Source organism: Arthrobacter sp. OAP107 (genome assembly GCF_040546765.1).
Lineage (GTDB): Bacteria > Actinomycetota > Actinomycetes > Actinomycetales > Micrococcaceae > Arthrobacter.
In genome coordinates this window covers 916,029-937,668 of record NZ_JBEPOK010000001.1, presented here as the reverse complement: position 1 = coordinate 937,668, position 21,640 = coordinate 916,029, and the positions used below count along the sequence as shown (strand labels likewise).

The 21,640-nt window shown below is 65.2% G+C and carries 15 protein-coding genes and 1 pseudogene; 11 read left to right on the top strand and 5 right to left on the bottom strand.

From position 1 onward, the window contains the following. The first annotated feature begins 141 nt into the window (after nucleotides 1–141). Together ABIE00_RS04375 and ABIE00_RS04370 are read left to right on the top strand one after the other, a co-directional pair. The gene (locus tag ABIE00_RS04375) at nucleotides 142–1,194 is read left to right on the top strand and encodes a homoserine dehydrogenase (RefSeq protein WP_354257201.1); all 1,053 of its coding nucleotides are present in this window, start codon (nucleotides 142–144) and stop codon (nucleotides 1,192–1,194) included. Next, nucleotides 1,187–2,608, top strand: a complete 1,422-nt coding sequence (locus ABIE00_RS04370) for an aldehyde dehydrogenase family protein (protein WP_354257199.1) — start codon at nucleotides 1,187–1,189, stop codon at nucleotides 2,606–2,608. Before ABIE00_RS04375 ends, ABIE00_RS04370 begins: the two co-directional genes overlap by 8 nt. A 21-nt stretch (nucleotides 2,609–2,629) precedes the next feature. On the opposite strand, the gene ABIE00_RS04365 is transcribed toward ABIE00_RS04370, so the two are convergent. The 3 genes from ABIE00_RS04365 to ABIE00_RS04355 all read right to left on the bottom strand — a co-directional run bounded on the left by ABIE00_RS04365 (nucleotide 2,630) and on the right by ABIE00_RS04355 (nucleotide 4,766). Continuing rightward, complete coding sequence (locus ABIE00_RS04365; RefSeq protein WP_354257196.1) at nucleotides 2,630–3,130, bottom strand: Lrp/AsnC family transcriptional regulator; 501 nt, start codon at nucleotides 3,128–3,130, stop codon at nucleotides 2,630–2,632. 313 nt (nucleotides 3,131–3,443) lie between these two features. Continuing rightward, complete coding sequence (locus ABIE00_RS04360; protein ID WP_354257193.1) at nucleotides 3,444–4,088, bottom strand: LysE family translocator; 645 nt, start codon at nucleotides 4,086–4,088, stop codon at nucleotides 3,444–3,446. 81 nt (nucleotides 4,089–4,169) lie between these two features. Beyond that, a complete protein-coding gene (locus ABIE00_RS04355; protein WP_354257190.1) occupies nucleotides 4,170–4,766 on the bottom strand; it encodes a TetR/AcrR family transcriptional regulator in 597 nt (198 codons plus the stop codon). Nucleotides 4,767–4,920: 154 nt separating this feature from the next. On the opposite strand from ABIE00_RS04355, the gene rox reads away from it, so the two are divergent. The 4 genes and pseudogenes from rox (at nucleotide 4,921) to ABIE00_RS04335 (ending at nucleotide 8,231) form a co-directional block, all read left to right on the top strand. Beyond that, nucleotides 4,921–6,375 (top strand): rifampin monooxygenase, encoded by a 1,455-nt coding sequence (gene rox, locus ABIE00_RS04350; protein WP_354257187.1) that lies wholly within the window; start codon nucleotides 4,921–4,923, stop codon nucleotides 6,373–6,375. A gap of 181 nt (nucleotides 6,376–6,556) precedes the next feature. Beyond that, nucleotides 6,557–7,117 (top strand): annotated as a pseudogene (locus ABIE00_RS04345) (hypothetical protein); the annotation flags it as partial. Between the two features lie 55 nt (nucleotides 7,118–7,172). Then, entirely contained in the window at nucleotides 7,173–7,631 is a 459-nt protein-coding gene (locus ABIE00_RS04340; RefSeq protein WP_354257184.1) for a type 2 periplasmic-binding domain-containing protein, read from the top strand. A gap of 354 nt (nucleotides 7,632–7,985) precedes the next feature. Next, nucleotides 7,986–8,231, top strand: coding sequence for a hypothetical protein (locus ABIE00_RS04335; RefSeq protein ID WP_354257181.1), 246 nt, complete (start codon nucleotides 7,986–7,988; stop codon nucleotides 8,229–8,231). Between the two features lie 149 nt (nucleotides 8,232–8,380). Here the strand turns inward: ABIE00_RS04335 and ABIE00_RS04330 are convergent, their stop codons facing one another. Further along, the gene (locus ABIE00_RS04330; protein ID WP_354263518.1) at nucleotides 8,381–8,701 is read right to left on the bottom strand and encodes a hypothetical protein; all 321 of its coding nucleotides are present in this window, start codon (nucleotides 8,699–8,701) and stop codon (nucleotides 8,381–8,383) included. Between ABIE00_RS04330 and ABIE00_RS04325 the strand changes: the two genes are divergently transcribed. The 3 genes from ABIE00_RS04325 to ABIE00_RS04315 all read left to right on the top strand — a co-directional run bounded on the left by ABIE00_RS04325 (nucleotide 8,639) and on the right by ABIE00_RS04315 (nucleotide 12,270). Beyond that, nucleotides 8,639–8,860 carry an ATP-binding protein gene (locus ABIE00_RS04325; RefSeq protein WP_502914270.1) on the top strand — a complete coding sequence of 74 codons (222 nt, stop codon included), beginning with the start codon at nucleotides 8,639–8,641 and terminating at the stop codon, nucleotides 8,858–8,860. The two genes, ABIE00_RS04330 and ABIE00_RS04325, sit on opposite strands and share 63 nt — an antisense overlap. Before the next feature lie 1,188 nt (nucleotides 8,861–10,048). Beyond that, the gene (locus ABIE00_RS04320; protein WP_354257178.1) at nucleotides 10,049–11,725 is read left to right on the top strand and encodes an acyltransferase family protein; all 1,677 of its coding nucleotides are present in this window, start codon (nucleotides 10,049–10,051) and stop codon (nucleotides 11,723–11,725) included. Continuing rightward, a complete protein-coding gene (locus ABIE00_RS04315; RefSeq protein ID WP_354257175.1) occupies nucleotides 11,722–12,270 on the top strand; it encodes a hypothetical protein in 549 nt (182 codons plus the stop codon). Before ABIE00_RS04320 ends, ABIE00_RS04315 begins: the two co-directional genes overlap by 4 nt. 27 nt (nucleotides 12,271–12,297) lie before the next feature. Here ABIE00_RS04315 and ABIE00_RS04310 read toward each other — a convergent pair whose 3' ends face one another. Continuing rightward, complete coding sequence (locus ABIE00_RS04310; protein WP_354257172.1) at nucleotides 12,298–12,885, bottom strand: PDZ domain-containing protein; 588 nt, start codon at nucleotides 12,883–12,885, stop codon at nucleotides 12,298–12,300. Nucleotides 12,886–13,063: 178 nt separating this feature from the next. Between ABIE00_RS04310 and ABIE00_RS04305 the strand changes: the two genes are divergently transcribed. Then, the gene (locus tag ABIE00_RS04305) at nucleotides 13,064–18,262 is read left to right on the top strand and encodes a hypothetical protein (RefSeq protein WP_354257169.1); all 5,199 of its coding nucleotides are present in this window, start codon (nucleotides 13,064–13,066) and stop codon (nucleotides 18,260–18,262) included. After that, nucleotides 18,259–21,558, top strand: a complete 3,300-nt coding sequence (locus ABIE00_RS04300; RefSeq protein ID WP_354257166.1) for a hypothetical protein — start codon at nucleotides 18,259–18,261, stop codon at nucleotides 21,556–21,558. Before ABIE00_RS04305 ends, ABIE00_RS04300 begins: the two co-directional genes overlap by 4 nt. Nucleotides 21,559–21,640: the final 82 nt, after the last annotated feature.

Below are 21,640 nucleotides of genomic sequence, written 5' to 3'. Positions count from 1 at the left end.
ACAGGCGCAGTCTTTGAGCTACATGTCGAACCGGCATGCGGATGGTCGATTCGCGCTGTTTTTCGGTCGGAACCACATGCCCTGGCTGACATGGAACCCAGTGACCATTGGAGGACCGATGTAACTGACTGAAGGAGCACCATGACCACCTATGACATTGCGCTGATCGGCTTTGGCGGCGTCAACAGGACCCTGGCGGAACTGATCGCTGCCCGCGGCGAGGCACTTCATTCCGAGCTGGGCTTCGGCCTGCGGGTCGTTGCCATAACCGACCTCCGGCTCGGATCCCTGGTCCGGCCCGAAGGCATTGACCTCTCCCTGGCCCTGAATCTGGGCGGCGGAAACGAAACGTTCGCCGACCACGGCGGATCTGCTGACACCAACAATGAGTCGGTCATCCGCACGTGCACGGCCGAGATCATCTGCGAAGCCACCTTCACCAACCCCGACGACGGCGAGCCTGCAGTCTCGCACGTGCGGTGGGCTCTCGAATCCGGCAAGAGCGTCTGCACCACGAACAAGGGCCCGGTTGCCCTTCGCGGGGCGGAGCTCACTTCCCTGGCCGAACAGAACGGTGCGCACTTCGAGTTCGAGGGAGCCGTCATGAGCGGCACGCCGGTGATCCGCTTGGCAAAGACGATGTTTGCCGGCCTCAAGCTGAACGCCTTCGAAGGGATCCTCAACGGCACCAGCAACTACGTGCTCGGGCGCATGGAAGCCGGCCTGGGCTTCGAGGCAGCCATCAAAGAAGCACAGGAACTCGGCTACGCAGAGGCCAACCCCGCAGCCGACATCGAAGGCCACGACGTCCAGCTCAAGGTCCTGATCCTGGCCAACGAACTTCTCGACGCGGGCATCGAACTCCAGGACGTCCAGCGGAAGGGAATCTCGTCCGTCACGCTGGACGAAATCCGGAATGCGGCGCAGGACGGACGGCGCTGGAAGCTCATCGGTTCGGCACGGCGGAATCCCGACGGGACCGTCACAGCCGGCGTAGCGCCCGTCGCCCTCCCCCTCGACCACGGACTCTGCGGGATTTCAGGCGCCACGAACGCCGTCTCCTTCGACACGGACCTCCTTGGCCCAGTCACCGTCTCCGGACCGGGAGCCGGCCGAGTTGAAACCGCTTACGCCTTGCTCTCCGACATCATCGCGATGCACGCAGCCAAGACAGGGGCGGCCGCACATGTCTGAATCGACGCTTTGCGCCCCGGAAGCGGTGCTGCCGCAGTTTCGTGAAGTGACAAGCCCCTACGACGGCAGGGTGGTCGGTGCGGTGCAGCTGACCGATGCCATCGCCGGCGAAGCCGTGCTCGAAGTGGCCAGGGCCGGTGCGCGGAAGGCCCGCGGTTTGTCCCGCAACGCACGCGGGAAAATCCTTGACACCGCCGCGGCGGACATCGATCAACGAAGCGAAGAGTTTGCCCGGACGATCGTGGCGGAGTCCGGAAAGACCATCCGGCAGGCACGGAAGGAAGTGCTTCGCGCGGTCAACACGCTCCGTTTGTCCGCGGCCGAGGCGCGCAGGAACGCCGGCGAAGTCATCCCCTTTGACTCTTACGAAGGCTCGGAAGACCGCACCGGGTGGTACTCGCGGGAACCGCTCGGCATCATTGCGGCGATCACGCCCTTCAACGACCCTCTCAACCTGGTGGCACACAAGGTGGGCCCGGCCATCGCAGGAGGAAACGCCGTCGTCCTCAAGCCCTCCGCGCTGACTCCGCTGTCAGCCCAACTGCTCACGGACGCCCTCGTCGACGCCGGGCTTCCGCCCGAAGTCCTCACCGTTGTCCATGGAGACCGGCAGGTGACCGAAACTATCATCAGGTCCAGAGACGTACGCATGGTGTCCTTCACCGGCGGGTTCTCCACCGGTGAGAGCATCGCCCGTACGGCTGGCCTGAAGAAGCTGTCCATGGACCTCGGCGGGAACGCTCCTGTCATTGTGCTGGACGACGCCGACCTTGACGAGGCCGTGGAATCCTGCGTCTCGGGGGCGTTCTGGGCAGCCGGCCAGAACTGCGTGGGGGTGCAGCGGATCCTCGTGGCCACGCCGTTGTACGCCGAGTTCCGCGAGCGATTCCTGGCCGCGACGGCGCGTTTGGTTGCCGGCGATCCGTCGGACGAGCGGACAGACGTCGGGCCGATGATCAGCCCTGCTGCGCTGGGCGAGCTGCGGTCCAAGCTGGATGAAGCGATCGACGCCGGTGCCGTCCTTCTCGCGGGCAACGTCACCGAGGGAAACGTGCTTCAGCCGACCGTTCTGGAGGCGGTTCCGGCGGACAGCAGGCTGTGGAAGGAAGAGGTGTTCGGGCCCGTGGTCATGCTTCATGCCTTCAACACCTTTGAAGACGCCATCGAAGTCGCAAACGCCATCGATTTCAGCCTTCACGCGGGGATTTTCACGGACTCCCTGGGCAGCGCCATGGAGGCAGCCCGCCGAATCGAGGCAGGCGGCGTCATGATCAATGACTCGTCGGACTACCGCTTCGATGGCATGCCGTTCGGAGGTTCCAAATACGGAAGCATGGGCAGGGAGGGCGTCCATTTCGCGTACGAAGAGATGACCCAGCCGAAGGTTGTCTGCATCAGGAACACGAAGCCGTGACCACCCGCATCCAGGCAGCAGCTACTCCGTGGCGCCGGCGCCCTCGGTAGGGGTCCCGGCGGGGGCCACGGCGCCGCGCCTGATAAGGCTCGAAAGCGTCATGGCCGTCACGGTGTCCGTCACTCCCGGAAGGGCAGCGATTTGCTCCCAGATCTCCTGGACCCGCTCCAAAGACCGCGCCTCGAGCCTCACCAGAAGGTCAAAGTCACCGCTCACGACGTCGCACAGCACCACTTCCGGAATCGACCGCAAGACGGTGACAACGTCCGAACCCCGCACCCGGTCTTTCCTGTAGACCATCAGGAACGCCGAAACGGGTCCCTGTCCGGGCGGGCCGGCCACCACGGTGTACCCCTGGATGTACCCTTGCCGTTCCATCCGGTCCACCCGCTGGCGCACGGCATTGCGTGAGAGCAAGACTTTCGTCGCCAGTTCGGCATGACTCACGCGTGCGTTCTTCGTGAGCTCCGCAAGGATCCGCTGATCTATCCGATCAAGACTCACTCGATCCTCACCCTTCAAAGCAATCCGTCCCGGGCACCCCGGGCAAAATCCAGTTCCGAGACTGAAAGCCCCCAGAAAAAATGATAGTTCCGCAAAAAACCCGTCCGACGCGCATGGAGGTCAGCTGCGTCATGTTCGACATGGACGGAACGCTCCTCGACTCACGTCAAAAGTGGAAGACCAGGCAATCCGGCTGTCACAAAGATTTGGAATAGAAGAATATATCGTGACCATCTGCGGAGTGTCGGACAGCAACCGGAGGAAGCATTAGGGGCGGCCGCTGTCGCGTCTTCCTCGGCAGCCTGCTTCCGATGATTCTAAATGGCAGGGATTAGCTGGTCGCGCCGGAGGCGATGACGCCGGCACCAAGGGCGGCAATAATGCCGCTGCTGACGCGTTCGACGCCGGTGCTCACCTTTGGGCGCCGCAACCACCCCATCGCCTTGTAAGCGACGAGCGCGACGACGGCCAGGTAGGCGAAACCGATGACCGCCTCCACGGCGCCGAGGATCATCGCGGTGCCCATGGTGTCGCCGCCCTGCGGGATGAACTGCGGAACGACTGCCAGGTAGAACAGGCCGACTTTGGGGTTGAGCAGCGTGGACAGTGCCCCCGCGCCGAGGCCGGCGAGGTTGCTGTAGCGAAGCGCGCTTCCTTCTTTGCCGTCCGCTTCCATGCCGTTTTTGGCGGCCTTCCTGGTCTTCAGGAACGAGGAAATGCCGAGGTACAGCAGGTAGAGGCCGCCCGCGATCTTGAGCCAGCGGAACACCTCCGCGGATTGTTCCAGGATCGCTGCCAGCCCGACGCCCACCAGGGCCGCCCATGCGATGGCGGCAACCGCGGAGCCCGCCGCAGCAGCAATCCCGGCGCTGGGCCGGTTCAACGCGATGCGCAGCACCAGGAACGTGTCCGGTCCCGGCGTAAGGGACAGCACAAGGCACAGTCCAGCGAAGGCAGCGAGCGAAGCGAGGGTCATGGTGACGATTATCCCTGATCTGTGTTTTCTTCACGAAAAGGCCGCTGCCCGGACGAACCATGGGCGGTGGCGCAGCCCTGGCTACTTCTGGTGGCTGCCCATGAGCAGGGTGGCCATGTCCTTGGCGCGGGCAGCGGCACGGGGGTCCCCTTCGGCCGCGGCCACGATGGCTCCCTTGATCAGGATGTGGATGGACCAGGCGAAGTCGTACGGGTTGTCGAGACCGGCGGCTTTTGCGAGGTCGGCGATCTGTTGCCGGGTCTTCTCCAGATACTGGATGCTCGCTTTCCCGAGGGGGTGGTCGGGGCCCATTTCCATCATCACGTGCAGGAAGGAGCTGACCTGGGCGGCGCCTTGGCGGAACCAGTCGTCGAAGACGTCGAAGATGGTCAGCATGGCCGCCTCGCCGCGGCTTCCGCGCCGGGCGATTGCGTCCTCGATCGCGGCCGTGCGTTCCCGGTACCACTGCTCGAGGAAGGCCAGGACGACGTCGTCCTTGGAGTGGAAGTGCCTGTAGAAGGTGGCCTTGGCAACCCCTGAGGCACGGATCAGCTCGTCGACCCCCACATCACGGATCCCGCGCCGGGCAAACAGTTCGTAGGCGACGGCAAGGATCTTCTCCGCAGGACTGCCCGCTGCAGTGCGCCCTGGCTGCTCGGTCCCTTCTGAGGTGTCCACAACCGGATATTACAACGAACAGCTGGGAAACAAGACAGACGGGTCTGTCCGGCCCTGCCATTTTCAGAATATAGGTCGCCGGGGGGCTTGCCGCAAGGCCCCTCCCCTCCGCCAGAATGGTTGGCCGCGGCGACTTTTGGATTGGGGTTCTCACATGTTTGACGTAATCATTAGCGGCGGCGGCCCGACGGGCATGATGCTGGCCAGCGAGCTACGGCTGCACGGCGTGGACGTGCTCGTGCTGGAAAAGGACGCGGAGCCCACCCAGGCGGTCCGCTCGCTAGGGCTGCACCCGCGCAGCATCGAGATCATGGACCAGCGCGGCCTGCTGGACCGGTTCCTCGCGGAGGGGCAGCAGTATCCCGGCGTCGGGCGCTTCGCCGGGATCGACAAGCCCCTGCCGGCTGACCTGGACACCGGCCACGCCTACATTCTTGGCATCCCGCAGCCTGTCACCGACCGCCTGCTGGCGGAGCGCGCCGTCGAACTCGGAGCGCAAGTCCGCCGCGGCTGCGAGGTGACGGGCTTCGAGCAGGACGGCGACGGGGTGACCGTCGAAGCCGACGGCACCCGGCTGCGCGCAAGCTGGCTGGTCGGCTGCGACGGCGGACGCAGCCTGGTGCGCCGGCAGCTCGGCGTCGGTTTCCCCGGCGACCCCGCCACGACCGAATGGATCCACAGCGAGATGGCGGTGACCACTCCCCCGGACGAGCTGGCCACAATCGTGAACGAAGTGCGCAAGACCCACCGGGGGTTCGGCGTCGGGCCGGCCGGGAACGGGCTGTTCCGCGCCGTCGTTCCTGCGGCGTCCGTGGCCGAGGACCGCTCGGTCCCGCCCACCCTGGAGGAACTCCGGACGCAGCTGCGCGCCCACGCCGGCACCGACTTCGGCGTCCATTCGCCACGCTGGATCACCCGGTTCAGTGACGCCACCCGGCTGGCCGAACAGTACCGGGCGGGCCGGGTGTTCCTCGCCGGCGACGCCGCGCACGTCCACCCGCCGCTGGGCGGGCAGGGGCTGAACCTCGGCATCCAGGACTCGTTCAACCTCGGCTGGAAGCTCGCCGCCGAGGTCAAAGGCTGGGCGCCGGAGGGGCTGCTGGACACCTACTTCAGCGAGCGCCACCCGGTCGCGGCCGACGTCCTGACCATCACCCGCGCCCAGAGCGAACTGATCTCCCCGGAACCCGGACCCCAGGCCGTGCGCCGCCTGCTGGCGGAGCTGATGGAGTTCGACGACGTCAGCCGGTTTCTGGCCGAACGGATCAGTTCGACCGGGGTGCGGTACGACTTTGGTGAAGGGCCCGCACTGCTCGGCAGGCGCCTCCGCGACATCCCGCTGTCGCGCGGCCGCCTCTATGAGCTCACCCGCGAAGGACGCGGGCTCCTGCTCGACCAGACCGGCAAACTGTCGGCGGCGGGGTGGACGGACCGGGTCGACCTCGTGGCGGATACCAGTGCGGAACTGGACGCGCCCGCGGTCCTGCTCCGGCCGGACGGCCACGTTGCGTGGATAGGCGAAGACCAGGAAGACCTGTTCCGCCACCTGCTTAAGTGGTTTGGGCCGCCGGCGGAGAACCCTGGAATGGTTCCCTGCCGCCCTGCCTGACCTGAAAACGGAAGGTGCTTGGTATCGCCCGGCAGTCCGCGCCTGAGAGCCAGCCCGGAGTTGCCTGCGGGTTGTCTGCGCCGTCTTGTTCGGTGTGCCCGGGGGGGATGAAAATTGTTTAGGTAGAGTCCATCCGGGCCAGCCGATTGGTGAGGCTGATGGTGGACCGGAAGAGGTCAAGATGAATGCGTCCAGGCGCGTCGGGGCCGCAGCAGCCATTGCCGCACTCATCGTGACCGCCGCAGCGTGTGGAGCACCGAAGGACCCGGAGACGGCAACCGATGATGCAACCGTGCTCACCGTTGCCACGGCCACCAGCGCTAACCGTCCCGGGGCTGCCCAGATTGAAGAACTCGCCCGGCGAGTCCAGGACTTGTCGGGGGGCAGCATGAGGATAGCCACCCAGCTCAAAGCCGCGGGCGACGACACGGACGCGTGGAACCAGGCAGTGGCCCAGCTCGTCGAAGCGGACGAAGTCGACATGGCACTGATCCCCAGTCGAACGTGGGAAGGCGAAGGAGTCGCCACGTTCAGGGCCCTTTCAGCACCGTTCCTGGTGACCGGAGATCAGGTTTTGAAAGAGGTTGTCGCCCCGTCCTTCGCTGCCCCGATGCTGGCCGGGCTTAAACCGCTCGGACTGGCTGGACTGGCTCTGTTCCCGGAGGGCCAGCGGTTTCTCTTTTCCTTCGCCGACCCCATTGAAGATCCAGGCGACCTTGATTCCAAGGTCGTTCGCGCCCCAACGTCGGAAACCACCGACGAAGTTTTGCAATCCTTCGGCGCGACTCCCGAAACCTTTGCCGGGGAACCTTTTCACACAGGCACTGGCCAAGGGCGAGGTCGGTGCGACCGAGACGTCCTTCGGACGGGCCGCGGGCCTGCCCAAACCGTCCACCGTAACCGGCAATCTTGCGCTCTATCCGAAGATCAACACTCTGGTCATCAGCCAGAACCGGCTGGCCCGATTGACGGCCCAGGAACGCCGAGTACTCCAGGAAGCGGCAGACGCGACCCGTGAATGGGCCAAACAATCAATGTCGGCTACCGCGGCCGAGGCAGCAGCATACTGTAAGCGCGGGGGAACCATCTTCATGGCGCCGGTACAGGGCATCGCCGCCTTCCAGGCAGCTGTAGCGCCCACAATAGGCCGCTTGGAGAAAGACCCGGCCACGAAAGCCCTGATCGCCAGAATCCGCGCGCTCACCAAGTCGCTCCCCGCCCCCGCAGCTCTCCCCGCCTGCAGCCCCGGCCAGTAACAACCCGACGTTCAGGTTTGCCGCAGTCCTGCCGTGTGCGGCGTGTCACAGTTGCGAGCTCTTGTTTGCCTCGGGCAAGCTGATCGTGGCGCTGAGGGACCAGCTGAGTCTCTGTCAGCGCCACGGATGGTCCGTAGGCCGGGGGGCCGGACCTCTTAGGGGCGGTAGTGCAAAGCGGCGACCGCCAAGACTGGGAGGGATATGCCATGGCCAGCTTTTTCGAACGGTTCCTCGATGCACGGTCGTGCTTCCAGCCGGCAGGCCGAAATGTCATCAGTTGAGCTGCAGTCGTTTGCTTCTGCCCTACAGCTCGGGCTTGGCCACCTTGGTGTTGTTCTGATCCGCGGAACATCCGTGACCGTTGTCGTTCCGTCCCGCGATAACGGGGACAGGATCTTCAGTTTTGGTGAATCCCTCGAAGAAATCCGTGCCCTCATCGACATCGACGTCGCGTTGTGGCGCATGATGTGGCCCCAGATGTCCAGGGAAGAAGCCGCCATCGCACTCCTGGCACAGCAGGTGGAACACGCCATCGAAAGGACCGCCGAAATAGAGGGAAGACTCCGGATCACCCCCACCACGGTCAGATTCGAGTACTAAGGAAGACGGCATCCGCCTGGCACACTTGGCTCTCCAGGGTCGAGGGTTTCGTCGCCGGACACCCTGGATGGGGGAGGGCGCCTCCCATCCCCATGGAAATTCCAAGGTCACCCAGCGATGATGAAACGGTAAGTTCCGAATGTCGCCATTCAATGGGGGCCGCCATGGTTGATTCCCATCCCGTGAAATTGCTCGTTGCCTCCGACGTTGCGCTGGCCGAGCATCCGTTCGACTTCCACGCCCTCGGCCTCGCCGGTGTGATCGATCGGCTCGGAGCCAAACTCCGGTCGACTGGACTTAGTGTTGCGCTGGAGGTCGAACATGCCGACGCCGAAGTTGACAGGCGAACCGCTATCTCGCTCTACAGGGCAACCGATGAAATATTCCGCAACATCCTGGCTCACGCCGTGGCCCGGAAAGTCGCGGTCCGTCTGAAGGTTGAGCCTGGAAGCGTGCGGGTGTGCGTCCAAGATGACGGGGTAGGCTTCGACAGGTCGCCGTCAGGAGACGCCACGGAAGGCGGACTTCGCAGATTACAGCGCGAGGTCAGCCTGGCGGGCGGTTACTTGGATGTGCAGTCACGTCCGGGAACCGGGACTTTCGTTATTGTTCAGCTGCCGCTTGAGTGACACGTCTAGCGGTTGACCGCGGCGTGCAGTCATTGCGACAACCAACATCTGGCCCGCGAAAAGACGCTCGCCAGAACGTTGGCTTGCCCATGAGCCAAAGTTCGTTCCCTCTCTAGTTCAAGTCTTGGGACGCGGAGCACCGGGCGTGGCCGCGCACATTCGTGCAGATGGGGTCCTGCCCTGCAGTTCATGGGTCATCATGTCCTTTACACTCCCTCGTCCCATGTCCCCGACCTGCACCTGGCACAAGGTGGCGGCTGGGAACCGCAAGGCACAAAGTTCTTGGCGGGCCTTATCGGGGTGGTCCCTGCCCGGGCTGACCCCACATATGGGTGGTAACGGCCATAGGGTCCGGCAAACGATTCCCAGTGCCTGCGGCTGAGGATGGCAGTGCCCCGGAGCTAAAGGAGCTGCAAACTTTGCCTTCCGGGGTGGCCGGGTCCTGGCACACCCCAGCAGTGCCGGACCCGGCCGCCCAGCTCATGAAGACTGCCGGCCGACATGAACGGCCTGTACAGATCCTGGTTCTTATCGATCGTAGGGAGACCAATGATGCACGGGACCCCGAGACCTCCTTTATCTGCGCGGCCAGTTTTTCATGTTCCAGGCGGCCGGCGCGGGCGCTGCATCCTCAACAGCTTTCTGACCGGAGTGCTTGTGGCAGCCCTGTCCTTGGTTTTGATGCTTCCGTACGCCACGGCCCCGCTGTGGAAAACCGATTACTCGCTGGCACCAGCGCGCAACCAGGGCCCATGGCCCCTTGAGAGAGCGGGACCCGTACAGCAAGGTCCCCCCCTGAGCCCAGGCCACGCTCCCAGACCGTCGCCGGGCCCCCCTTCATCGCCTGCAAGTACCTAGGTAGTCCCAGTTACCGAAACTCGAGTAGTTGTTAGGGATGATTTTCCGAGAAGGCCGCCCTAGCGTTGGTTTAGTGTCGCCAACAATGACTCCGCGGTACGAGGTCCATAAGTGCAGTCCGGTTCTGGGTATTGCTGGCCGCATAATACTCGGGCCCGGGTCCCCTAGGGGGCTGAGACGGAGATCCGTGGTAGCTTCTTCCCTCGTATCTGTGCCGACCCTTGCGTGTGTCTTTTAATGGCAGCACAGCCTTGATGCTTCCGGCCGTGAACCGGCGGTCCCTTTCCCTAAAGGGTCAGCGAACCTCAGAAGGATTGAAAGGAACGGGCGATGAACGAATTCCTGGCTACCCACCATCAACGTGCCGCGACTGGCGGAATGACCAAAAAACTCTCTCTGGACACCGGACCCCGGCCGGTTCCTGCAGGTTCAAACCGTATTTCCTCCAGAGACCGGTATCTGGATTTGCTGCGTGCGATCGCCTTGGTTCGTGTTGTCGCGTATCATTCGTTTGCCTCCGCGGTCTGGCTGAGTGTGGCATTCCCTTCAATGGGTGTCATGTTCGCGCTTGCGGGTTCCTTGATGGCACGGTCTCTTGAGCGGCCCGCGTTCGGTGTCCTCAAGAGCCGTACCCGGCGCCTATTGCTACCGCTGTGGGTGTACAGTTCAGCGGTTCTGGTCCTGCTGCTTTGGGAGGGTTGGACTCCGGTTATCCGCGTCGGCGGCTCCTGGTTCCAAATCCTCTTGTGGTTCATTCCCATCGGGGACCCGCCGTTCCCGCCAAGCATCGGCTCCGACGCGGGACTCGTCGAATCCTCCTGGGCGTCACAGGCCGAAGTGGGATTATGGTACATCCGGGCCTACTTCTGGTTCATGCTGTTGTCTCCGCTGCTGCTCAAAGCCTTCCACCGGATGCCTTGGGTGACGATGCTGGCACCCCTGGGCGCAATAGCGATCCTAAGTATGGGACTTATCCCGCTCCCGAGCTGGGGCAACAGCGGCATTACTGACTTCGCAACCTACGGCTCCTGTTGGATGCTCGGATTCGCCCTTTACAAGGGTCTGCTGTTCAAGATACCGCGACGGACGGTCTTCGGTGTTGGAACGGTTCTCATGGTGCTGGGTCTGTTGTGGGCAGCCAATCACCTCGAAAACGACGGATGGGATCTGAATAACATTCCCCTTGCCCAAGCCTTGTGGTCTCTGGGCTTCTGCGCAATGCTGCTGCGGATCTCGCCGTCGTGGCAGGCGCTGCCCAGACCAATTCGTTTTCTGGACAAGGCCGTTACCTTGATTAACAACCGGGCAGTCACGATTTATCTCTGGCATAACCTGCTGCTGGTGATCACCGTGATCGTAATCAACCGGCTTTACGAAATCGATGCCATCGCCACAGCATTTCCTTGGCTTCTAGACAGCGAGTGGACACAGTTCATCGCAGTCTGGCCGCTGTTGGCCATCCTGTTCCTCACAATCGGCTGGGTCGAAGACGTAGCCGCCGAACGCGCACCACGGTTATGGCCCACGGGATCCCCTCAAAGAGCTCCGGCCATTGCCCGGAGCTCCGGCAGCCGTCAGGAAAAGCAGAGCCTCCCCCGCCCAGCCGCGGACACCCGACAACTCCAGAGTGCAGTCGAACATTCCGCAGGGACCTCGGGCACAGGCCAACCACAGGTCCCCCTCAGCGACCTAACAGTCACAGCGCTGGCGGAGCAGACCGGCCCAATCTACGCGCACAGATGCGTACTGCAGGAAGGATCGGCCCCTTCCTGGCCACAACCGCGGACGCACGAAGGACGCGACTGGATCCATGTACTAAACGGGCGCCTCCGCCTGGTGCTCGGCGATCAGGACTTCATCCTCACGAGCGGCCAGTCTGCAGAAATAGACGCTCAGAGGCCGCACTGGTTCGGACGCCGGGGAACTGAGCCGGTTGAGTATGTGCTAGTCACGGGAGAACCGGGCAAAACCCTCCATTCCTCTAACGGGGGAGGTAGAACCTGTTGAAGCAACTCATTGTGCTCCTGGCCATCACGCCCCTGCTTCTATCGAGCTGTACAGCTGTGTCTCCGGAAACACAGCCGACGCACGAACCAGCGAACCACACACACCTGAACGCAAAACCGAAAAGGCCGAACCACCCGCGTTCGACTGCTGCGGCTGAGCAGCTGGCGAGCGTCATCAGCAGTAACGAAAAGGCCTGGCGCGACTACGAAGCGAACATCCCCTCATGCAATAAAGCTGCGGAAGGTGTCACTCCCGATGACTACATCCAGACAATGGGATGCATCAAAAAGGCACAAATAGCGTCAGAGCTCGCGCGGAGTGCCACGACGACGATCCTTGGGCTTGGTTCCCCACCCCCAGAACTCACGGTACTGGTGGCCAGGACAGTCAAGGCTCTCCAACCACTAAGCGAGTCCAACGCCGCGAGGTTCTGTCAGGACGCCATTAGTAACCCATGTGCCCGGGCCGTGGACCAGATCGACCTGGCAGCTACGACACTCGTTGATGTGCTCGATCAATGGGAGCCTTACAAGCAACCCAAGTGAGCGGCCTACGGACCATAAGAAATGACGTCAGTGTAATTTTCCGATATTTATGGTTCGACTATGCGCGCCGCATTTCCAGCCCAGGCAGTTCCGGGAGATCCCATCCCGGTAGGACTTGGCTTGCTCTCCTATCGGATCAGGTACAGCAGCCCTCCTTAGGACGCCGCGTCCAGCGTGATGTTCGCGGTGTGTTCCTGGCCATCGCTGGAAGGTGATCTTCACGGTGGCACCGGCGGCCTGCTCCCGTGGGGCCGCGGTCAGCTCTGAGGCGTCGGTCACGGTGCGGCCGGCCAGTCCGGTGACCACGTCGCCGGCTTTCAGCCCGGCCTTGTCCGCGGCGGATCCGGAGGTCACCGTGGCCACCTCGGCGCCGGCGGTGAAGTCCGACGACGCCCCTGACGTTTTGTCCTGAACGGACAGTCCCAGCCGGCCATGGGTCGCTTTGCCCGCTGGTCGTCGTCGCCGGCGCGTCCGGCCACTGGGCGGCGACCCCGGAAGCCACCCCGCCGCCCAGCAGTCCCGCCGCCACGAGGCATGTGACGAAGAGCGCGGGACCCACTCGCTTCCTATCCCGGGGGCGGCGCCCCGGAGCTCTTTCCCACTAGTCCTGCCCATCGGGCCTTTCCCCCTTCTGTCGGGCCGCTGTGCGGAGCCTGTGAGAGCTGCAGCCTGCAACGGGCCGGGCAACAAACAGCGCATTGACGCCCGTCCTTACCGGGTCCATCATGTGGGTTTACGCCAGTCCAGGACGCGTAACCTCCCGGGTGGTGCGGACCAAGTGCAAGGAACGCAGATGAATCTCCTCGAAAGACTTGACCAGGAGGGCATCAGCACCGGCATGTTCGTCGATTCTGCGGCCGCCACATTTCTGAGGGGTCTTCCGGCCCCTGCAACTTTGTCGGTGCCCAGCCCCGTTACGGTGGCAACTCCTTTGGCGTTGCCTGCCGTCCTCGGTGCGACCTTTACGGGCCCCGCAACTGTTTCAGCCACCGCAGCACCGGGCTCGGCACAGGCCACAGTGACACTCAGCCTGAACGGGCTGACATTGATCCTGCCTTCTACTGTGCGGGCCGCCAACCGAATCGAGATAGCCACAGGCCGGCGCCGGCGCGTCCGCTACACGGACGCAGGCGGGCCGGCCAGCATGACGGCAACGGGATCGGTGAGCCTCGTCCTGAGCCAGCATGCCCCTGTCGTTGACATTTCGCAGCTCTCCCTGGCCCCACAGCCCCGGACCTTGCTGCTGCCCGGCGGCATCGGCCTGACCCTGCCGGAGTCGATCACCGCCGACGGCGGGAGGTTCAGATTGGCGGGAACGGAGTTCGTACTTCCGGAATCCGTACCCGTAATCGGCGGTGTCGCCTCCCGGGCCAACTTGGCATTCGGCAGCGGTCCCCTGAAGTTTGATGTCCCCATTGAGCCGATCTCCGTCGCCGACGGAGGGAACTCCCCTGCAATCGGCGGCACACTGTCCTGGAATCTGGCGAACGCAGAATCTTTCGACCAGATTGTCCCCACCGGCGCCTCGGTGACGCTCGACCTTCCGACCGGGGACGGGTTCCTGGGCGCACCCGGACCGGCGGTGGACACGCAGCTGCGGGTTCGCGCAGGCATGACCAGACCTCCCGAGGATCCCGGTGCCCTTCGCGTGACCGTCACGGTGGAATCTGATGCACCCGCCGGGCTCATGAGCGTCTTCGGTGACAGCCCGGGCGACATCGCGGCCGGCATCACAACGGTCCTCGCCCCCGCCATTGCCGCCGACTCGCCCAGCTCTGAAACCGCGGCCCTGTTTGCCACAGCAGCGGTCCTCGGCCGGGAACTGGCGGTCAAGGGTGGCTTCACACTTCATGGAGTGACTCTGGATGCCTCCGTGCAGCAGTCCGCAAAGGTTGTGGCCCTGCTCGATGTCGAGGGCCAGGTAACGGCCGACCTGTGGCGCTGTGGACCATTGGCGGTAGGCATGCGCCCGGGTGCGCGCCCTCTGCGCGTGCGGTGGAGGGACGTCATGGCGGGCGTGGATCCGACGCAAGTCCCCGGTGAGATGCTGACGCTGGACTTCTCCCGGTCCCGGGCCGAGGTGGTTGACCCGGGTGAGTGGACCGTGGACACACCGGGATCGCTCCTGGATATCGTGGGCGCGCGTTCGGGGCATGGCTCCACGTGGTTTGAGGTGGACCTGCGCTTCGTCGTGGATCTTGGTCCCGTCCGGATCAGCGGCGCCACTGTGCGCGCGACCTTCGAAAACGGTGACGTCTCACTTGGTTTGCGGGGCCTGATCGCCGGCGTGGATGTTCCCGGGCTGATCAGCGGCGAGGGGCAGGTGTCCTTCACGCCTGGCGGATTCGCAGTGGTCCTGGGGGTCGAGGTCCCGCCCGTCGGCCTTGCCGCCCTGGGTTTCCTCCGTTACGACGACCTTCCGCAGGGCCGGAAAACGGAGCTCGGTTTCGCCGTCGACCTGCCCGGACCCATACCGCTGGGCCCCACCGGGCTGGGGCTGTACGGTGTCCTCGGAACCTTCGGATACAACGCCCGCTCGCAGGCCCTTGATCCTGCCAACCCATTCCGGTCGCTCCGGGAATGGAGGCCGTGGGGAGCCCTGGACTTCGGACCGGGCAACATGACCATCGGCATCGGCGTCAGCATCGGCACCGCGCCGGACAACGGCTTTTTCTTCAGCTCCCTGGGCGTCCTCGGCATCACCGTCCCCGCGTTCGACCTGCGCGTGGGGCTGGACGGGAAACTACTGGCCGAACGAAAGACCATTACCCGCTCAATTCTGGACCAACTGAAGGATCGGGCAAATATTGATCCGCCGCCACCCGAGGGTGTCGAGATCACTGTATCCGGTGGCGTTGCCGCCACCGCTGAGGCGCTCGACATCGCAGTCGCGGGAAAGTTCACCATTCCGTACCTCGTCACGGTGGATGTCCCGTTGGCAGCGCATTTCCCCTTCCGCGGCGCCAACTGGTGGATCAGGACCGGCAGCGATGATGGAATAGCGGCGCCGACAAACCGCCCGCCCGGCCCCATCCGTGCCCGGGTCCTCCCGGGCACGCCGTTCGAGTGCCAGGGCTGGGCGTTCCTCATGGTGCATGGTGCAGGAATCAACACGCCGAACCTGATGGGCGATCCCGCCATGCCGGCGACAACGGGCTTTACTATCGGTGTCGGAGCCGGCATAGAAGTGGTCATCGGCGCCAAGGGCATTCTCTGGGCAGAGATCACTTCCCGCCTTGCCGCGCTCATCAGCACCCGGCCCCAGCTGGTCCGCGTCAGGGGCAACGTCGGCGGATCCCTGGGGATCGGCCCCTTCCGCATCGGGCTTTCCGCGGATGTCACCCTCCAGATCTGGACTGACCCGCAAGGCGACGTTCGCTACGCATACAAGATGCAGGTTTGCGGCGAGGTCGACTTGTTCTTCGACACGCTCCGGAAGTGCATCACGGTCAACACGCTGGACGCCGCACCAGCACCCCTGGCGCCTGCCCCGGGCCCCAATGACTGGCCCTGGCCGGACGTGTTCCTTGCCGACGGACTCGGCCGTTCCCTCCCCGCCGTGGACGCAGGAGCCGACGCCGCAGCTTCCCCGCAATGCCCGGCCACCGGCACCGGACCGGTCCCCGACGGCGGGTGGGCCAAGGCGCCCGTGGTTTGGCCCGACGTCGTACCCGTCCTGGCCTTTCCGATCGCACCCGTTGTGGAAACCACCAACATCACCTCACCGGCACCCTCGATCAACCTTGGCCTGGTCAGCTCCGGGGGTGCAACCATCACCTGGACCCTGCAGGACGTCGTGCTCGAGGACGTGACCCGACCCGAGTCGGTCAGCGCCGTTCCGCTCTACGACACCTCACGCTGGCAGCCGCCGGCGGACACCGGGACGTGGCCGGCCGGAACGTCCAACGCACGCGAACTTGTCCTGCTGCGGCGAACGCTGCTGGCGTGGGCGGCGCACATCGCCGGTGACGGCAGCCACCTGAAGCCGATGCTGGACCCGGGCCAGCTCATCGGCCGCGCCTGTCTCTGGAGTGCACCGGAAGGGCCGGGGTGGGCGGTGGGCGGAGACGCCGCCCCGCTGAGCGGAACGAATTGGCATGTCCCGGCCGAACACTCCGAGTGGGACGCCCGCACCCTGTTGACCTTCGCCAACGGTACCGGCTTCACGGTCAGCACCGTGCCCGTGTTACCCATGGGTGCGCCGTCCCGCCTTCCTCCCGCCACCATTCCCGCCGGCCCGGCGCCCCTCACTTCTGAAGCGACCGGGGACGGCCGACGGTTCTCAAGCGCCCTGCGCCTGACAGGCGCAGTCTTCATCGTCCGCGAGCCCTTCCTTACCATGCGTACTTCCATCACGCTGGATGATCCCGTTGTGGACGGGCGGCTGCACCTCCTCCTCGCCCTGCAGAACGACGAGAACGTTGACAACATCTACGCCGGCACCGCATCAGCCCGCACCCTGGGCGGCGCGACAGTCGCAGTGCCAATAGTTCCCGGCGACAAGACAGCGGACGGTTCCGGGGTGGTTGTGACCCTGGCCCTGCCGCCGTCAGCCGACGATCCGATTGCCGCCATCACTATTGACCTGTCATGGGGACAGCCCGCGTACATCCTTGGACTGATCGCGACCACCGGCAAGGACCATGCCGCAGCCAGGCGCGGCCGGGAAGCGCAGAAGGCCTCCAACGACGCCGACGCGGCGGGCTCAGCCAACCCCTCAACGCTCAGCCAGCTCCTGACCCCGGGGCACCGGTACCGCCTCAGCGTCAGCCTGGGCTGGGACAGCGCGCTCAATGTCGCCGGCGTCACGGCGGCGCCGGCCAGCTCGGGGCCCGGGCCGTTCACCCGGTCCTGGTACTTCGCCACCGCAGGCAAGGACCCCTCCCCGCCCGCCAGACCGGCCACACCGCAGGAGGCAACGCGATTGGTGAAATCCGGCACCGCGTCCGGGTATTCGTCAAAGTGGAAACTGGTGGAATCTGCCGCCCCGGTCTTCACGGCCACCGGCGCGCAGATCGAAGCCCACCTCGCCACCACGGTCCTGCTCGATACCTTCAAACCCGGCTATCTGGCCCGGTACGTCAAAGGCTTCACCCCCGCGGACCACACTGAATACCTTTTCCCCTCCGACCGCCCCGGAATCGAGTTCCTGGCGATGCACATCGTCGAACTCGCCGGACTCTATGGCCGGGATGTGGGCCTGCTCGTCCGCCGCTCGGACAAACCGGCACCCGATATCTACACCGTCCCATTCCCGCAGCCGGCCAAGTCGAAACCCAAACTGGCCCTGGCGTCCGCGGTCGCACTGGCAGCCGGAAACGCCGGATGTCCGGTCCCGCCGACGGAGTCAACCCTGACGATCCAGCAGGACCTGGAAAAGGGGGCAAGCTACGAGCTCTCCTGTGTCCTGCCCGAAGCAGGGAACATGCACCCGGACAAGTGGACACCCTGCATCGGCGGCATCACCTTCACCACCTCCAGCCACACCGGCCCCGCGGACCTCCTGTATTCGTTCGGGTTCGCCGCGGGGGCGGCCGGAGCGGCGCACGGCGACCTTCAGGTCATCCCGGTAACGACGGCGGCCGGGAACGTCCAGGACGACGCCGAACTCGAGCGGCTGGTTGATGCGCTGGGCCTCCCGCCGCTCCGCCCCGTCCGGGCCAACCGCTCCAGCCTGCTCTGGGCGCCGGCCGGCGCCGGATGGGCCCTGGCCGGCCTGCTCCTTGAATCTACAGAACCGCTCATCCGCGATGACTCCCGCCGAATGGGTCTCAGGGACGCCAAACTCGCCGGAACTGTCCTGCCGGTCCGCGTCATGAACCGGGCCGGCACCACGGCACTCTGGCTTGCCGGCACTCCACTGGGCATCGCCGCTCCGGCCAGCCTGGAAATCAGGGCCACCGACCGGCTTGCCGACTTCGCCTGCGGAGTCACAGTAGCGGCACCGCCCCGCTTCACCACCGCGATCCTGACAGCAGCGGAGGACCAATGAGCCTCGTTTTTTGTGACCGCGCCACCGCCTTCGGTGACATCGCATGGCTGACGGGGGCCGGATCAGATCCGCAGATCCCCGACGGCATCCATTGGCACGTCACCATGGGGCAGGGCGGCGGACTGCCCGCAGGTCCGGCCGTGATTGTGGACGTGCAGACCAACTCTGACAGCTTCCGCGGAGGCAATCCGACACTTGTCTTTGGAAAAGGCGGACCCGGCAACTGGCAAATCGACGCCGACCAGGGCCAGGAGCTCACGCTGGTCTTCGACAAACCCGCGCCCGGACCGGAGGTGCTGGGCTGGGCACTCATTCAGGCCGAGGGTGAGCTCACGCTGTCAGCTGCCGATCCGCGGCTCACCCGGCAGGGCCTATGGTCGACGAACGCAGCCCGGTCCAAGCCTGACCCCGCCGACTCCGCCCGCTGGCGGCTCGCCTCGGCAGATTGCCAGGTGGTGCGCATCACCGGACACGGGAGGGTCATTGAAGCGTCCGCATACTGGGGCCTCAGCCGCTTCGACCTCGACCACAACCGCGTTCTGAGCCGGGCATCGCTGGCGCGCGATACAGCACAACAAATTCCGTACTACCTCCCCGCCCGTGATGGCAGTGACGACTGGGAGTTCCGGGCCAGCGCGTCCGCGCCCCTCTACCGGCTGCCTTCAGACCCGGACCGGCCGGGAGAACTCGAACCCGACCCTGACCGCGAGCTGTACCGGATCCGCTCGATCGCCACACCTCAGCCAGGGTCCGGCGTCGTAGGGGTAGAAACTTGGTGCCGGACGGCATACGGAGCCCTCGACAGCGGCGTGCGCGGCATCGTTAGCGGCGAGAACGGCGGGACCCGGGTGTCCCAGGCCGCCGATGAAACCTACCTGCAGGCCTCCGTGGACCCCGGCGTCGCCCGCTGGCAGGGCCTTTCAGGCACCCTCGACCGGGAACCGGAACATACCGACGCAGGGCCGATGGGACTTGCCGCCGCCTTCATCCCCGTGTACCGTCTCTTCGGCCCCCGGGAGTCCGCTGTCCCACAGGAAGCGGAGGCGGAAAAGTTCTACGACGAGGAGATCGGTGGCTTCTTCGACCTGCAACAGACGGCCCGCGACTTCCCCCGGCTGGGCGACGGCAGCCGGTGGGAGCTCACCCTGCTCGTCGTTCCCCTGCCCTACCTGCGCGAATGCCCCCAGGACAGACCCGAAGCGCCAGAGATCCTTCCACTCGATTCCTCCTGGAACGCCGTCACCGCCGACCAATGGGCGGCCACCGTGGGCATCGGCCGGCTGGTGCCTCGCGGCGAAGTCGCGTTCGTGCAAACGGAACCAACGCCCGCCACGATGCATCCCGGAGAGGCTGACGCACCCGAGCCTATGATCGCGGGGTTTTCCAAGCCACACGGCCGGCACGTTGTGACCGCCGCCGGGATCCCCGGCGGATATCCGTCCGTCACGGTCGGTGTGAGCCTCCAGGACTGGATCGGACGGTGGGGGGACAGGGGCGAAGCGGTTCTCGACAGGCCTGCGCGGCCACCTGTTCCCCCGCCCCAGGGCAGCACGCTCGTCATCCCCGGTATTTTCCCCGACGGCGGCGCTCCCGCCTCCTCCGCCACGGTACGCGCCGAGATCAAGGTGCAGTGGCCAGCCGGCCCCGGAGCCGTCCCGCTGACCGGGCTGCGTGTGGCCGTTCCCAGGGAACCGGTCCCCCGGGTGCTTGCCATCGGACAAGGTGACATGGTGAAGGGGATGGTCACCCGCGCCGTCGAATTCGCGGCCGCCGAGACGATCCCGGGCGAAGTTGCCGTGGACACCGTGACCATCCAAAGCGTCGACGCCGAGGGCAGGGCCTCCGCCGCGGTGGCCATCACCGCGAGGATCGTGGATCCGCGGCCGATCCGGGCACCGCTGGCCAGCAGCCGGCTCATCGCCACCGCCCGCCGCGGCAATGACCCGTCCGTGACGGTGACACTGTCAATAACCGCAGCCCCCAACGCCCGCGCGTACCGCATCCTGCTCGCAGGCGAAACAACGCTCAGGAGGGCCTTCGGCCTGTCCGCCCCGGATCCTTCCCAACCGCGGGCGGAACGTGCGGCAGCCATTCTCCGCGCCATGCCGGACCACGACCAACGGCGTTTCTACTCCTGGGCATCGGTGAATACCCACACGGTCCTGAACGGCGCAGCCAAAGCCACCATCGAGCTGCCCGCCGGTACTGACGGGGTGGTGTTCGCCCGGGCAGTCGCGGTCACCACAATCCCCGGAAATCCGCCGACAGAATCGGTGTCCACCCCGTTCGGACGCACCAAACCGGTCGCCATCATCGTTCCCCGCAGCGACTTCCCTCCCGTTCCCGGCCTGCGAACGTCCGTCGACGGGGAAGGCACCGCCACCGTCACGGTCCGCGTCACCCGCCCATCTGCGGCGGTGCTGTCCAGCCTGCGGATCGACGGCGGTCAAGAGGTTCACATACAGGCCCGGCTTGTCGAATACCTCGCCAATGCCGAGCCCGTCTTTTGGCCCCAGATCACGACGCTCATCTTGAAACCATCCGCCGGGAACCCGGGCATATTTGAAGGTACCGCCACGCTGCGGGGACGGCCGTGGCAGCGCACTGCAGTTGCCGCCAGCGTCCGGTACCCGGCCGAGCCAACGCTCGCGGCCGGAGACATTGCCATTGAAAACGGTGAAATCCGTCCCGTCGGGCTGCAGTACGAACACATCCCGTCTCCCTGGGGCCCGTATTCCACCCCCGCGTGGATCGACTTCCACGGAAACGTGCCCACCATCGAGTACTCGTACACGTTCGGCACGGTGGCGGTCACCGCAAGTGGCCTGCCCGCCCTGCCATCAGGCGCGCCGCCGTGGACAATGCAGCTCCTGCGCGGAACCGCGAGCCTGGCACCGGACCCCCGGCCCGGCCGGGGACCCCGTTCCGGTGTCCGACGGTCTGACCCTGAGTCCAAGGCCCCATTACAAGTACGCGGTACTGCTCATCGATCCGTTCGGAGGGCAGCACGGACCCGTGCCGTTGCTCCTGCTGTGACGGCGTGTCTTTCGAAAGCCCGCCGGCTCAGTGGACGGGCTCAGTGGACGAACAGCACCAGGAGGACCACCACCACGAGGGCGGCGCCGGCCACTCCCGCCCAGGGGAACGAGGGGCTCGCCGGCATCTCCTTGCGATGCCGGGCCTTGCCCATGCCGCGTATCTGGCTTTGTGTTGTCATTGCTGCCTCCTCGTCGGATTGGCGCGGAGCCAGGACCGCCCGCGGGCCGGATCGTCGGCCACGGCACGCCGCCCGGTGAAGCGGCAGATGGCTTCATTGGCTCCGTTCCTCATGGTGCAAACCTAGAGAGGATTCCCCGGCGGGCCCAGCGTAGTCACTAC

Excerpts from the sequence above, each read along its gene's own strand:
- ABIE00_RS04375 (WP_354257201.1), top strand. The coding sequence starts at position 142 with ATGACCACCTATGACATTGCGCTGATCGGCTTTGGCGGCGTCAACAGG.
- ABIE00_RS04370 (WP_354257199.1), top strand. The coding sequence starts at position 1,187 with ATGTCTGAATCGACGCTTTGCGCCCCGGAAGCGGTGCTGCCGCAGTTT.
- ABIE00_RS04360 (WP_354257193.1), bottom strand. The coding sequence starts at position 4,088 with ATGACCCTCGCTTCGCTCGCTGCCTTCGCTGGACTGTGCCTTGTGCTG.
- rox (WP_354257187.1), top strand. The coding sequence starts at position 4,921 with ATGTTTGACGTAATCATTAGCGGCGGCGGCCCGACGGGCATGATGCTG.
- ABIE00_RS04320 (WP_354257178.1), top strand. The coding sequence starts at position 10,049 with ATGAACGAATTCCTGGCTACCCACCATCAACGTGCCGCGACTGGCGGA.
- ABIE00_RS04310 (WP_354257172.1), bottom strand. The coding sequence starts at position 12,885 with ATGGGCAGGACTAGTGGGAAAGAGCTCCGGGGCGCCGCCCCCGGGATA.
- ABIE00_RS04305 (WP_354257169.1), top strand. The coding sequence starts at position 13,064 with ATGAATCTCCTCGAAAGACTTGACCAGGAGGGCATCAGCACCGGCATG.
- ABIE00_RS04300 (WP_354257166.1), top strand. The coding sequence starts at position 18,259 with ATGAGCCTCGTTTTTTGTGACCGCGCCACCGCCTTCGGTGACATCGCA.